Consider the following 13,292-nt stretch of genomic DNA (forward strand, 5'->3'; position numbering starts at 1 on the left):
AGCGCAACGACAGGAGGGGAGCGCCGTGGCCGACCAGGCACGGGCTCGCAAGCTGGCCAAGCGGATCTCGCAGATCGTCGCTTCCGCGTTGGAGCACGAGGTGAAGGACCCGCGGCTGGCCCGCGTCACCATCACGGACACGAGGGTGACCGGCGACCTGCACGACGCGACGATCTACTACACCGTGCTCGGCGAGAAGCTGGACTCCGAGCCGGACCTCGCCGGTGCGGCCGCGGCGCTGGAGAGCGCCAAGGGCGTGCTGCGCACGATGGTCGGCCAGCAGACCGGTGTGCGGTTCACGCCGACGCTGTCGTTCGTCACCGACACCGTGCCCGACGAGGCGCGCCGGATGGACGAGCTGCTGGCCAAGGCGCGGGAGCTGGACGCCGAGGTGGCGCGCATCGCCCACGGCGCGGAGCCCGCGGGCGAACCCGACCCGTACAAGCCCGCGCGCGAGGCCGAGGACGCCGACTAGCGTTCTCGTCGTGCACAACGATCCGAGCTTGATCGACCCGGGCCCGTCCGGCGGCGCCCGTCCATCCGACGACCTGGCCGCGGACCTCGCCGAGGCCGCTCGCGTCCTGTCCGCCGCCACCGACGTGACGTTGCTGGCGCACGTGAACCCCGACGCGGACGCGTTGGGCAGCGCGTTGGCGCTGGGGTTGGCGCTGCACCGCCGCGGTGTGGCGGTGCGGGTGTCGTTCGGCGCGCCGGACGAGGTGCCGGAGACGTTGCGGGGTTTGGACGTGGCGGGGCTGCTGGTGCCCGCTTCGGCGGTGCCCGCCGCGCCGCCCGTGCTGGTCGCGTTGGACACGGGCAGTGTCGGGCGGCTGGGTCCGTTGGCCGATCGGGTGTCCACCGCCGGTGTGGTGGTGGTGTTGGACCACCACGTGTCGAACCCCCGGTTCGGGCACGTGAACGTGGTGGACGACCGGGCCGAGGCGACCGCGCTGGTCGTGCTGCGGCTGCTGGACGAGCTGGGCGTGGAGCTGGACGAGCCGGTGGCCCGCTGCGTGTACGCGGGTCTGGTGACGGACACGCGGTCGTTCCGGCACGCGTCGGCGACCACGCACGAGGTGGCGGCCCGGTTGCTCGCGGCCGGGGTGGATGCCGAGGCCGTGGCGCGACCGTTGATGGACTCTCACCCGTTCGGGTATCTCGGGATGTTGGCGAAGGTGCTCAGCCGGGCGTCCCTGGAGCGCGAGGCGGCGGGCGGGCTGGGGTTCGTGCACGCGGTCGTGACGCTGGAGGACGCCGCCGGGCTGCGGCCCGAGGAGGTCGAGAGCGTGGTCGACCTCGTGCGCACCACGGCCGAGGCCGAGGTGGCGGCGGTGCTCAAGGAGCTGCGGCCGTCGTCGTGGTCGGTGTCGTTGCGCGCGGTGAGCCGGGTGGACGTGCGCGAGGTGGCGCAGCTGCTCGGCGGCGGTGGCCACCGGCTGGCCGCGGGCTTCACCGCCACCGGCCCGGCCGACGTGGTGCTGGCGAACCTGCGGGCGGCGCTGGAGACCGTGACCGCGTCCTGAGCGTTGAACTCGGGTGTTCCGAACGTAGGACTCTCGCGCTCCGAACGTAGGACTCTCGCGAGAGTCCTGCGTTCGGAACGCGCGTGTCGTGCATTGAGGGGATCGGGTGGAGGAGCGGGTTCCCGCGCGGCGGGTGGTCGGGTTGGCCGCGCCCGCGCTGGTGGTGCTGGCGGCCGAGCCGCTGTACGTGCTGGTGGACACGGCGGTCGTGGGGCACCTCGGCGCGCTGCCGCTGGCCGGGCTGGCGCTGGGCGGCGTGCTGTTCACGCAGGTCGCGACCCAGTTGACGTTCCTGTCCTACGGCACGACGGCGCGCACGGCACGGCTGTTCGGCGCCGGGCGGCGGCGCGAGGCCGTCGAGGAGGGCGTGCAGGCGACGTGGCTCGCGCTGGCCGTCGGCGCGCTGGTGGTCGTGCTCGGGCAACTCCTGGCCGGTCCCGCCGCACGCCTGCTCGCGAGCGGGGGCGAGGTGGCCGACAACGCCGTCTCGTGGCTGCGGATCGCGTTGTTCGGCGCGCCGTTCGTGCTGGTCACGATGGCGGGCAACGGGTGGATGCGCGGCGTGCAGGACACCCGCCGCCCGCTGCGGTACGTGCTGGTCGGCAACGGCATTTCGGCCGTGCTGTGCCCGCTGCTCGTGCACGGCGCGGGCTGGGGCCTGGAGGGCTCGGCGATCGCGAACGTGATCGCGCAGGTGCTGTCGGCCGGGCTGTTCTTCCGGGCGCTGCGCGCGGAACGGGTGAGCCTGCGGCCCGACCGGCACCGGATGCGGGCCCAGCTCGGCCTCGGCCGGGACCTGGTGCTGCGCAGCCTCGCGTTCCAGGCGTGCTTCCTGTCCGCCGCGTCGGTGGCCGCGCGCACGTCGGTCGGCGCGGTCGGCGCGCACCAGGTGGTGCTCCAGCTGTGGACGTTCCTCGCGCTGGTGCTGGACTCGCTGGCGATCGCCGCGCAGTCGATCGTGGGCGAGGCGCTGGGCGCGCGGCGGCGCGAGCAGGCGCGCCGGTTCGCCTGGCAGGTCACCGGGTACGGGCTGTGGTTCGGCGTGTTGCTCGGGGTGTTGTTCGCGGCGCTGTCCGGCCCGCTGCCGCTGGCGTTCACCACCGACCGGGCCGTGCTGGACGAGATCCCGCACGCCTGGTGGTTCTTCGTCGGGTTGCAGCCGATCGCGGGGGTGGTGTTCGCGCTGGACGGCGTGCTGCTCGGCGCGGGCGACGCGAGGTTCCTGCGGACCGCGACCCTGGCGTCGGCGGCGCTGGGCTTCCTGCCGCTGGTGTGGGCGTCCGCCGCGTTCGACTGGGGCCTGGTCGGCATCTGGAGCGGCCTGTCGGCGTTCATGGTGCTGCGGCTCGTGCTGGTGCTCGCGCGGACCCGGTCCGGGGAGTGGGCGCGCGTAGGGGCGGTGTGACCAGGCGTGATGTGGTGAGCGGCACCCTCCGGAATCGTTAACACCTGGCAAGTGTTTCTCGATACTGGGAGTGCTGCCGCACGGAAGCCTAGGAGACCCGCCTTGCCGGTCGATCGTGCCACCAAGCGAGCGTGGCTGATCTGGTCAACCGCCGTCCTCGTCTACATCGCCGCCCTGTTCCACCGGACCTCGCTGGGCGTGGCCAGCCTGGAGGCGGGCGACCGCTTCTCCGTCGGGCCCGCCGCGCTCGGCACGTTCACGGTCCTGCAGATCGGCCTCTACGCGCTGATGCAGATCCCCACCGGCCTGCTGGTGGACCGCTTCGGCCCGCGGCGCGTGCTGACCGCCGCCGCCCTGCTGATGGGTCTGGGTCAGGTCCTGTTCGCGGTCGCCGAGTCCTACCCGCTCGGCCTGGCCGCCCGCGCCGTGCTCGGCGTCGGCGACGCGATGACGTGGGTCAGCGTGCTGCGACTGGCCGCCGCGCACTTCCCGCCCCGCCGGTTCACCCTGGTCATGACGCTGTCCGCGGCGCTGGGCGGTGCGGGCAACCTGGTCGCGACCGTGCCGCTGACGTTGCTGCTGGACGGCGCGGGCTGGACGATGACGTTCCTGATCGCGGGCGTGGCCACGGCGGCGTACGCGGCGGTCGTCTCGTGGCGGGTCCGCGAGGTGCCCGACGGCGTGCCGCAGCCGGTGGTCGAGCCGGTGCCGCTGCGCGCGGTGGGCGCGAAGGTCCGCGACGCGTGGCGCGAGCCGAGCACGCGGCTCGGGTTCTGGGTGCACTTCACGTCGATGTCCACGCCCGCCGTGCTCGGCCTGCTGTGGGGCTTCCCGTACCTGGTCGAGGCGCAGGGCCTGTCGCGGCCCTCGGCGTCGGCGGTGCTGAGCACGCTGGTGCTGGTGGCGATCGTGACCGGGCCGGTGATGGGCACGGTGATCGGCGGCCGGCCGGAGTGGCGGATGCCGATCGTCGGCACGTACCTGGCCGTGGCCGTGCTGAGCTGGTCCGTGCTGCTGGGCTGGCCGGGCGGCGTGCTGCCGACGCCCGTGCTGTACGCGGTGTTCGCGGTGCTGGCGCTGGGCAACCCGGCGTCGGGCGTGGCGTTCGCGCTGGTGCGCGACTACAACCCGCTGCACCGGGTGAGCACGGCGACCGGCGTGGCCAACGTCGGCGGGTTCGGCGCGGTCACGTTCACGGCGCTGGCCGTGGGCGTGCTGCTGGACGTCGTGGAGCCGCACCTGGCCGCGCCGCAGGCGTACCGGGTCGCGTTCCTGTCCGTGGTAGCGGTGCTGCTGGTGGGCGTGTGGCGGACGGTGGTGTGGTGGCGTCGCGCGCGTGCCGCGGTGTTCGCCGCCGAGGACCGCGGCGAGGCCGTGCCGGTGCAGTTGCGCCGCCGCCGGTGGGACGTGCTGGTCGAGGCTTAGGATCCTCGACCGTGTCCGCATCTTCTCGTCCTCCCGTTCCCCCCGGCCTCGTCGTGATCGACAAGCCCGACGGCATGACCTCCCACGACGTGGTGGCCAGGGTCCGCCGCATCCTCGGCACCCGCAAGGTCGGGCACGCGGGCACGCTCGACCCGATGGCGACCGGCGTGCTCGTGCTCGGCATCGAGCGCGCCACCAAGCTGCTCGGCCACCTGGCGCTGGACAGCAAGGCGTACCTGTCGACCATCCGCCTGGGCTCGGCCACGACGACCGACGACGCCGAGGGCGAGGTGCTGTCCACGACCGACGCGTCCGAAGTGGACGAGGACGCGATCCGGGCGGGCGTGGCGAAGCTGACCGGCGCGATCGAGCAGGTGCCCAGCGCGGTGAGCGCGGTGAAGATCGACGGCAAGCGCGCCTACGCGCGGGTCCGGGCCGGCGAGGCCGTGGAGATCCCGGCGCGCCCGGTGACGGTGCACCGCTTCGACGTGCTGGCGATCCGCCGCGAGGAGGCGGCCACCGAGCTCGACGTGATGGTGGAGTGCTCGTCGGGCACCTACGTCCGCGCGCTGGCCCGCGACCTGGGCGCGGACCTCGGCGTCGGCGGCCACCTGGCGGCCCTGCGCCGCACCCGCGTCGGCCCGTTCGACCTGCGCGTGGCCAAGACTCTGGAGCAGCTGGAGAGCGCGCCGGGCCTGTCGCTGGACCTGGACGCCGCCGTGTCCACCGCCTTCCCCCGCCGCGAGATCGCACCGCGCGAGGCCATCGCCCTCTCGCACGGCCAGCGCCTGGCCGCGGGCGGCCTGGACGGCACGTACGGCGTCTTCGGCCCGGACGGCCACGTGGTCGCGCTGGCCAAGGACGAGGGCCCGATCGCCAAGCCGTTGGTGGTACTCGCGCCGGTCGGATGAGGCTTACCGTGGACGCCATGGCGAGATGGGTGTGGCCGGCCGCGGCCGGTGTGGTGACGTCGGCCACGGGGGTGGCGATCAACCTGGCCACGGACGGCGGGGGGAACCCGTGGGCGTGGGTGGCGGTCGGGCTGCTGACCGCGTTGGGCGTGGTCGTGGCGCTGCGCGTGCAGGCGGGGTCACCGAAGCCGCCCGCCCCGGAACCGCCGAGGTCGAGCGTGCGCAACTCCATCACCGGCTCCGTGACCGGGCCCGTGGTGCAGGCGGGCGACATCGACGGCGGCCTCACGGTCAACTCGCCGACGACCGTCAACCAGACCGCGGTCGCCCGCGACGGCGGCACGGTCCACCAGGCCGGCCGTGACATCCGCCGCGACTAGCCCGACCTCGGGCGGCACGGCGGGGCCGACCGCCTAGGCTTGCCCGCGTGCAACGCTGGAGAGGGCTCGACCACCTGCCCGGCGGCTGGGGCCGCTGCGTGGTGACCATCGGCGTGTTCGACGGGGTGCACCGCGGGCACCAGGCGCTGATCGGCCGGGCGGTCGGGTTGGCCGAGGAGAAGGGCGTGCCCAGCGTCCTGATCACCTTCGACCCGCACCCGTCCGAAGTGGTCCGACCGGGCAGCCACCCGGCGCAGCTCACCAGCCTGCGGCGGCGCGCCGAACTGGTGGAGGGTCTGGGCGTGGACGTGTTCTGCGTCATCCCGTTCACCGCCGAGGTGGCCCGCACCCCCGCCGACGAGTTCGCGCACGAGGTGTTGGTGGAGCAGCTGCACGTGGCGGCTGTGGTGGTGGGGGAGAACTTCACGTTCGGCCACAAGGCGGCCGGGAACGTGGAGCTGCTGCGAGCGCTGGGCAAGCGGTTCGGCTTCGTGACCGAGGGGGCGGATCTGGTGACCGACGACGGGGTGACGTACTCGTCCACCTACATCCGGGCGTGCATCGACGCGGGCGACGTGGCCGCCGCGGCGCAGGCGCTCGGCCGGCCGCACCGGCTGGAGGGCATCGTGGTGCGCGGTGACGGCCGGGGCAAGGAGCTCGGCTTCCCCACGGCCAACCTGTCCACCACGCGGTTCGCCGCCGTGCCCGCGGACGGCGTGTACGCGTGCTGGTTCGTGCACGGCTCGGGCCGCCGCCTCAAGGCCGCGGTCAGCGTGGGCACCAACCCGACGTTCTCCGGCCGGGAACGGCGGGTCGAGGCGTTCGTGCTCGACGTGGACGAGGACTTCTACGGCCAGCGCGTGGCGCTCGACTTCGTGGACCGGCTGCGGGACATGGAGAAGTTCGACGGCGTCGAGTCGCTGCTGGAGCAGATGCACCGCGACGTCGCCACGACCCGTGACCTCCTGACGGATCCGGGTGACGCCTGACGGGTTGAACCAGGTGGGTGGAACCGGCCGTGTGACGCCTGACGACCTGGCAAGATGCCTGACACGTCCGTCGGTCAGGGGAGAGGCGAAGGTGGAGGACCACAAGATCGTCCAGCGCAACCTCGCGTTGCAGCGGGAGTGGTACGGGGAACCCCTGGGCGACCGGGTGCGGCGGTTGGTGGTCGCGTTCAACGTCTCGCAGGCGCAGCTCGCCGACGTGCTGGGCATCAGCGCCCCGATGCTGAGCCAGGTCATGAGCGGCCGCCGGGCCAAGATCGGAAACCCGTCCGTGCTCGCGCGGATGATCATGTTGGAGCGCAAGGTCCTCACCCCCGACGTGGCGTCCGGCTCGCCCGAGGCGCTGCAGCTCGCCCTGGAGGACGTGCGGCAGTCCAAGCCGACCGTGAGCCGCGACTCACTGCCCGTGAACGGCAGCGCGGACGACGAGGCCGTGGTGTTCCCGTTCCTGCGCCGCCTGGCCGACCGCCGCGAGCTGTCGCAGGCCGCCGACGTGCTCGGCGAGGACTTCCCGGCCCTGGCCGAGCTGCTGCGCCGCGCGGGCAAGGGCCGCGACGCCTGACCGCCCGCCCCGACCGCTCGTGAGCCTGTTCTCCGCGATCTTCCCGCCCGCCGACGTCGTCGACGAGCTGCACGACGCCCTCCGCCCGTTCCGTCGGGCCCACCCGGGGCTGCGCTGGCAGCACCCCGCCCGCTGGCACGTCACCGTCCGGTTCTTCGGCGAGGCCGAACCCGCCGACCAGCTCGCCGGCCTGGACCGCGTCGCCGCGCCCGTCCTGCGGCTGCGCGGCAGCGGCACGTTCCGCCAGGTGCTGTGGATCGGCGTGGACGGCCCGCTGGCCGAGCTGGGCGAGGCGGCGCGCGTGCCGCCGGACTGGCACCCGCACCTCACCGTGGCCCGCGGGGCGCCGCTGCCGCACGTGGAGTTCACCGGTCGCGAGTGGACGGCGACCGAGGTCGCGCTGGTCCGCAGCGCCCCGGCCGAGGGCTACTCGGTGCTCGACCGAGTGCCCTTGAGCACGTCAAACGCGTAGCGCGTGGCCACTGCTGGTAACCTCGACATTTGGGTCTGGCTGCGGTCCGTGGCGGCCAGCACCGACTACCCCGCTCGCGGGCGGGGCCGCACGGCACTTAACCAGCACAAGGAGTAACGAACACGTGGCACTGACCACCCAGGAAAAGAAGACCATCCTCGCCGAGTACGGCGTCCACGACACGGACACCGGTTCCGCCGAGGCCCAGGTCGCGCTGCTGAGCAAGCGCATCGCCGACCTGACCGAGCACCTGAAGAAGCACAAGCACGACCACCACTCGCGTCGTGGCCTGCTCCTGCTGGTCGGCCGGCGTCGCCGGCTGCTGAACTACCTCCAGAAGGTGGACATCCAGCGCTACCGCGCCCTCATCGGGCGGCTCGGCCTGCGCAGGTGAGACGTGCCGAGGGGGAGTGACCGTCCGGTCACTCCCCTTCGGCGTTATCGAAAACAAGACGAGGGAAGCACGCGCGGCGAACGGGACGACAGTTCGCCGGTCCTCGGTAGTGGCCCCCTGGTGGACGACACCCAGGGGACTTCGATCGAAGACCGGCCTCGTCCGAACCGCGATCCCGCGCCACGAGCGCGCTGTGACCCGCATGACGAGGAGTACCCATATGACGGACATCGAGGTCCACGAGACTTCCGCTGTGATCGACAACGGTCGGTTCGGCACGCGCACCATCCGCTTCGAGACCGGTCGCCTGGCCCGCCAGGCGGCGGGCTCGGTCGTCGCCTACCTGGACGACGAGACGATGCTGCTGTCGGCGACGACGGCGTCGAAGCACCCCAAGGAGCACTTCGACTTCTTCCCCCTCACGGTGGACGTCGAGGAGCGCATGTACGCGGCGGGCCGCATCCCCGGCTCGTTCTTCCGCCGCGAAGGTCGCCCGTCGACCGACGCGATCCTGACCTGCCGGCTGATCGACCGGCCGCTGCGCCCGTCCTTCGTGGACGGTCTGCGCAACGAGATCCAGGTCGTCATCACGGTGATGAGCCTGAACCCGGCCGACCTGTACGACGTCGTGGCGATCAACGCCGCGTCGGCGTCCACGCAGCTCGCGGGCCTGCCGTTCTCCGGCCCCATCGGCGGCGTCCGGGTGGCGCTGATCGAGGGCCAGTGGGTGGCGTTCCCGACCCACGAGCAGCTCGAGAAGGCCGTGTTCGACATGGTCGTCGCCGGCCGCGTGGTGGGTGACGACGTCGCGATCATGATGGTCGAGGCGGAGGCCACCGAGAAGGCGATCGACCTGATCGGCGAGGGCGCGCAGGCGCCCACCGAGGAGGTCGTGGCCGCCGGTCTCGAGGCCGCCAAGCCGTTCATCAAGGTGCTGTGCGAGGCGCAGGCCCAGCTGGCGCAGGTCGCGGCGAAGGCCACCGGCGAGTTCCCGACCTACCCGGCCTACCAGCCCGACGCCTTCGAGGCCGTCGAGCAGGCCGGCGGCGGCGAGCTGGCGCAGGCGCTGACCATCGCGGGCAAGCAGGAGCGCGAGTCCCGCATCGACGAGGTCAAGGCGTCGGTGCTGGAGAAGCTGGCCGAGCAGTTCGAGGGTCGCGAGAAGGAGGTCGGCGCGGCGTTCCGCTCGCTGACCAAGAAGCTCGTGCGCCAGCGCATCCTGCGCGACAAGGTGCGCATCGACGGCCGCGGCCTCACCGAGATCCGGTCGCTGTCGGCCGAGGTCGAGGTCATCCCGCGGGCGCACGGCTCGGCGCTGTTCGAGCGCGGCGAGACCCAGATCCTGGGTGTCACCACGCTGAACATGCTGCGCATGGAGCAGCAGATCGACTCGCTGTCCCCGGAGACGCACAAGCGCTACCTGCACCACTACAACTTCCCGCCGTTCTCCACCGGTGAGACCGGCCGCGTGGGCTCGCCCAAGCGGCGCGAGATCGGCCACGGCGCGCTGGCCGAGCGGGCGCTGATGCCCGTGCTGCCCAAGCGCGAGGAGTTCCCCTACGCGATCCGCCAGGTGTCCGAGGCGCTGGGCTCCAACGGCTCGACGTCCATGGGCTCGGTCTGCGCGTCCACGATGTCGCTGCTCAACGCCGGCGTGCCGCTGAAGGCGCCGGTCTCGGGCATCGCGATGGGCCTGGTGTCCGACGAGGTCGACGGCAAGACGGAGTACGTCGCGCTGACCGACATCCTCGGCGCCGAGGACGCGTTCGGCGACATGGACTTCAAGGTCGCCGGCACCAAGGAGTTCGTCACCGCGCTCCAGCTCGACACCAAGCTCGACGGCATCCCGTCCGACGTGCTCGCGGGCGCGCTGGGCCAGGCCCGCGACGCGCGCCTGACCATCCTGGAGGTCATGGCCGAGGCCATCGACAGCCCGGACGAGATGAGCCCGTTCGCGCCGCGCGTGACGTCGGTCAAGATCCCGACCGACAAGATCGGCGAGGTCATCGGCCCGAAGGGCAAGATGATCAACTCGATCACCGAGCAGACCGGTGCCGACATCTCCATCGAGGACGACGGCACGATCTACGTCGGCGCGGCGGACGGCCCGTCGGCCGAGGCCGCGATCGGCCTGATCAACGCGATCGCGAACCCGCAGCTGCCGAAGGTGGGCGAGCGCTTCCTGGGCACCGTGGTGAAGACCGCGGCGTTCGGCGCGTTCGTGTCCCTGCTCCCGGGCAAGGACGGCCTGATCCACATCTCCAAGCTGGGCAACGGCAAGCGCATCAACAAGGTCGAGGACGTCGTCAACGTCGGCGACAAGCTCCGCGTCGAGATCGCGGACATCGACCAGCGCGGCAAGATCAGCCTGGTGCTGGTGAACGAGGACGCGGACGCGGCCCCGGCCGCCGACAACCCCGCCAAGGACGCCGCACCCGCCGAGGCCGAGGCTTCCGCGCAGTGACGACGAGCGTCAACGGGACGGCCGCGGGTGCTTCCAGCACCCGCGGCCGTCCGCTTACGCGCAGGCTCGGGCACCTGCAGAAGCCCGGCAGCACGGTCTCGCTGGAGCGCGGCGACGCGGGCCTGGCCGTGCGCCGCAGCGTGCTGCCGTCGGGGCTGCGGGTCATCACCGAGCGGATCCCCGGCGTGCGGTCGGCGTCGGTGGGCCTGTGGGTGCAGGTCGGGTCGCGCGACGAGCGGGTCGAGGTCGCGGGCGCCGCGCACTACCTGGAGCACCTGCTGTTCAAGGGCACGGCCCGGCGCACGGCGGCGCAGATCGCGGAGGAGATCGACGCGGTCGGCGGCGAGCTGAACGCGTTCACCGCCAAGGAGCACACCTGCTACTACGCGCACGTCCTGGACGAGGACCTGCCGCTGGCCATGGACCTGGTGTGCGACGTGGTGTTCGACGCGCTGTGCGAGCCGCGCGACTTCGAGACCGAGCGCGGCGTCGTGCTCGAAGAGATCGCCATGCGCGACGACGACCCGGAAGACCTGCTGCACGACGCGTTCCTGGACGCCCTGCTCGGTGAGCACGCGCTCGGCCGGCCGGTGCTGGGCACCGAGCAGTCCATCGGGGACATGGACCGCGACGCGCTGTTCGGCTTCTACAAGAAGCGCTACACGCTGCCGCGGATGGTGCTCGCGGTGGCGGGCAACATCGACCACGCGCAGGTGATGCGCTTGGTGCGCAAGCAGATCGGCGACCGGCTCGATCGCGTCGGCACGCCCGTCGCGCCGCGCGCCGGCCGGGCCCGCATCCCGGGGTCGCGCAAGCTGGTGCTGCACTCCGACGACACCGAGCAGGCGCACCTGATGCTGGGCGTGCGCGGCCTGGACCGGCACGACGAGCGCCGGTTCGCGTTGAACGTGCTCAACGCCGCGCTGGGCGGCGGGATGAGCTCGCGGCTGTTCCAGGAGGTCCGGGAACGGCGCGGCCTGGCCTACCAGGTGTACTCGTCGGTGGGGCTGTACGCGGACGCGGGCACGTGGTCGGTGTACGCGGGCTGCCAACCGGACCGGCTCGGCGACGTGGCCGGTGTGGTGCGCGACGTGCTGTCCACCGTGGCGCGCGAGGGGCTGGGCGACGCGGAGGTGGCCCGCGGCAAGGGCCAGCTGCGCGGCGGGCTCGTGCTGGGCCTGGAGGACACCAGCTCGCGGATGTCGCGCATCGGCAAGGGCGAGCTGAACTACGGCGACTACCTGTCGGTGGAGCAGACGTTGGCGCGCATCGACGCGGTCACCGCGGACGACGTGGCCGCGCTGGCGCGGGACTTGCTGCGACGCCCCGTCGCCGCCGCCGTGGTCGGCCCCTACGCTCACGCCGACGATCTGCCGTCCCAGGTGCACGAGGTGATCTCTTGAGTACTCAGTCCCCGCTCGACCCCCCGAGCAGGTCTTCGGCTGAACCGCTCCGCGTGGGCGTCATCGGCGCGAGGGGCCGGATGGGCGCGGAGGTGTGCCGCGCGGTCGAGGCCGCGGCGGACATGGAAGTCGTCGCGATGGTCGACGCGGGCGACTGGCTGTTCAACCTGGCCGACGCGGGTGCCCAGGTCGCGGTCGACTTCACCAGCCCCGAGGTGGTGATGGACAACATCCGGTTCTGCGTGGACAACGACATCCACGCGGTGGTCGGCACCTCCGGGTTCGACGCCCAGCGGCTGGGCACGGTCTCGGAGTGGCTGGACCAGAAGCCGGAGCTGGGCGTGCTGGTCGCGCCGAACTTCGCCATCGGCGCGGTGCTGTCCATGCGGTTCGCCGAGCTGGCCGCCCCCTACTACGAGTCGGCCGAGGTCATCGAGCTGCACCACCCGCGCAAGGTGGACGCGCCCTCCGGCACGGCCGCGCACACCGCCCGGCTGATCTCGCAGGCGCGGGAGGCGGCCGGTTCCGGTCCGATGCCGGACGCGACGACCCAGGAGGCCCCCGGCGCCCGTGGCGCGCTCGTCGGCGACGTGCGGGTGCACTCGCTGCGCGTTGCCGGGCTGATCGCGCACCAGGAGGTCGTGTTCGGCACCGAGGGCGAGACGCTGACGCTGCGGCACGACTCGATGGACCGCAAGTCGTTCATGCCGGGTGTGCTGCTGGCCGTGCGGTCGATCGCGAAGCACCCGGGGCTGTCCGTGGGGCTCGACAAGTACATGGACCTCTGATCCACCGATGAGGCCAGGCCCGATGAAGCAGGCGCAGTCGTGAAGACCCGCACCGTCGCGTTCCTCATCACCGCCGCCCTGGCGGTGTACTTCGTGCTGCTCGGCGGCCGGGCCGTGGTGCTCCTGGGCACCGGCGACCCGGTCGGCATCGGCCTCGGCGTCGGCGTGCTCGTGCTGCCGCTGATCGGCGCGTGGATCGCGTGGACGAACCTGAGGTTCGGCTTCACCACCGAGCGGATGGCGCGCCAACTCGACGCCGAGGGCGGTCTCCTCGACACGTCGGAGCTGCCGCGCCGCCCGTCCGGCCGGGTGGACCGGGACGCGGCCGACGCGTGGTTCGAGCAGCGCCGGGCGGACGTCGAGGCACGTCCGCAGGACTGGCGGGCGTGGTTCCTGCTGGCGCAAGCCTACGACCTGGCCGGGGACCGCGGTCGGGCGCGGGAGACGATGCGGAAGGCGATCGACCTCTACGAGTCGCCGAACAACCGGGTGTAGACCAGCCGGGTGAGATGCGATTCATTCGGACTTAACGTTCTCTTGCCTTGGATCGTTCGGCGG

At 72.5% G+C, this 13,292-nt stretch carries 13 protein-coding genes and 1 pseudogene; all 14 read left to right on the plus strand.

All coding sequences use genetic code 11. The features are described from left to right. Nucleotides 1-4 precede the first annotated feature (4 nt). Nucleotides 5-475, plus strand: a pseudogene (gene rbfA / locus ACIQMJ_RS15385) (30S ribosome-binding factor RbfA); the annotation flags it as partial. 73 nt (nucleotides 476-548) lie between these two features. Then, on the plus strand, nucleotides 549-1,523 hold the full coding sequence (locus tag ACIQMJ_RS15390) for a DHH family phosphoesterase (protein ID WP_499761829.1): 975 nt from the start codon (nucleotides 549-551) through the stop codon (nucleotides 1,521-1,523). 106 nt (nucleotides 1,524-1,629) lie between these two features. Further along, nucleotides 1,630-2,928 carry an MATE family efflux transporter gene (locus tag ACIQMJ_RS15395; RefSeq protein ID WP_499761603.1) on the plus strand — a complete coding sequence of 433 codons (1,299 nt, stop codon included), beginning with the start codon at nucleotides 1,630-1,632 and terminating at the stop codon, nucleotides 2,926-2,928. Nucleotides 2,929-3,030: 102 nt separating this feature from the next. Further along, the gene (locus tag ACIQMJ_RS15400; protein ID WP_499761604.1) at nucleotides 3,031-4,353 is read left to right on the plus strand and encodes an MFS transporter; all 1,323 of its coding nucleotides are present in this window, start codon (nucleotides 3,031-3,033) and stop codon (nucleotides 4,351-4,353) included. Nucleotides 4,354-4,364: 11 nt separating this feature from the next. Continuing rightward, nucleotides 4,365-5,264, plus strand: coding sequence for a tRNA pseudouridine(55) synthase TruB (gene truB / locus ACIQMJ_RS15405; protein WP_499761605.1), 900 nt, complete (start codon nucleotides 4,365-4,367; stop codon nucleotides 5,262-5,264). A gap of 17 nt (nucleotides 5,265-5,281) precedes the next feature. Then, on the plus strand, nucleotides 5,282-5,644 hold the full coding sequence (locus ACIQMJ_RS15410) for a hypothetical protein (RefSeq protein WP_499761606.1): 363 nt from the start codon (nucleotides 5,282-5,284) through the stop codon (nucleotides 5,642-5,644). 47 nt (nucleotides 5,645-5,691) lie between these two features. Continuing rightward, the gene (locus ACIQMJ_RS15415) at nucleotides 5,692-6,633 is read left to right on the plus strand and encodes a bifunctional riboflavin kinase/FAD synthetase (RefSeq protein ID WP_499761607.1); all 942 of its coding nucleotides are present in this window, start codon (nucleotides 5,692-5,694) and stop codon (nucleotides 6,631-6,633) included. A gap of 91 nt (nucleotides 6,634-6,724) precedes the next feature. After that, nucleotides 6,725-7,213 (plus strand): helix-turn-helix domain-containing protein, encoded by a 489-nt coding sequence (locus tag ACIQMJ_RS15420; protein WP_141981298.1) that lies wholly within the window; start codon nucleotides 6,725-6,727, stop codon nucleotides 7,211-7,213. Between the two features lie 19 nt (nucleotides 7,214-7,232). Further along, entirely contained in the window at nucleotides 7,233-7,685 is a 453-nt protein-coding gene (locus ACIQMJ_RS15425; RefSeq protein ID WP_499761608.1) for a 2'-5' RNA ligase family protein, read from the plus strand. A 124-nt stretch (nucleotides 7,686-7,809) separates the two neighbouring features. After that, nucleotides 7,810-8,079 (plus strand): 30S ribosomal protein S15, encoded by a 270-nt coding sequence (rpsO, locus tag ACIQMJ_RS15430; protein WP_141981300.1) that lies wholly within the window; start codon nucleotides 7,810-7,812, stop codon nucleotides 8,077-8,079. A gap of 220 nt (nucleotides 8,080-8,299) precedes the next feature. Beyond that, a complete protein-coding gene (locus ACIQMJ_RS15435; protein ID WP_499761609.1) occupies nucleotides 8,300-10,543 on the plus strand; it encodes a polyribonucleotide nucleotidyltransferase in 2,244 nt (747 codons plus the stop codon). 74 nt (nucleotides 10,544-10,617) lie between these two features. Next, nucleotides 10,618-11,946, plus strand: coding sequence for a M16 family metallopeptidase (locus ACIQMJ_RS15440; RefSeq protein WP_499761830.1), 1,329 nt, complete (start codon nucleotides 10,618-10,620; stop codon nucleotides 11,944-11,946). Nucleotides 11,947-11,999: 53 nt separating this feature from the next. Continuing rightward, nucleotides 12,000-12,734: a 4-hydroxy-tetrahydrodipicolinate reductase gene (gene dapB, locus ACIQMJ_RS15445; protein WP_499761610.1), complete on the plus strand. Its 735-nt coding sequence runs from the start codon at nucleotides 12,000-12,002 to the stop codon at nucleotides 12,732-12,734. A 39-nt stretch (nucleotides 12,735-12,773) separates the two neighbouring features. After that, nucleotides 12,774-13,229 carry a tetratricopeptide repeat protein gene (locus tag ACIQMJ_RS15450; RefSeq protein WP_499761611.1) on the plus strand — a complete coding sequence of 152 codons (456 nt, stop codon included), beginning with the start codon at nucleotides 12,774-12,776 and terminating at the stop codon, nucleotides 13,227-13,229. Nucleotides 13,230-13,292: the final 63 nt, after the last annotated feature.

Origin of the sequence: Actinosynnema sp. NPDC091369 (assembly GCF_044757065.1) — a bacterium.
Taxonomy (GTDB): Bacteria; Actinomycetota; Actinomycetes; order Mycobacteriales; family Pseudonocardiaceae; genus Actinosynnema.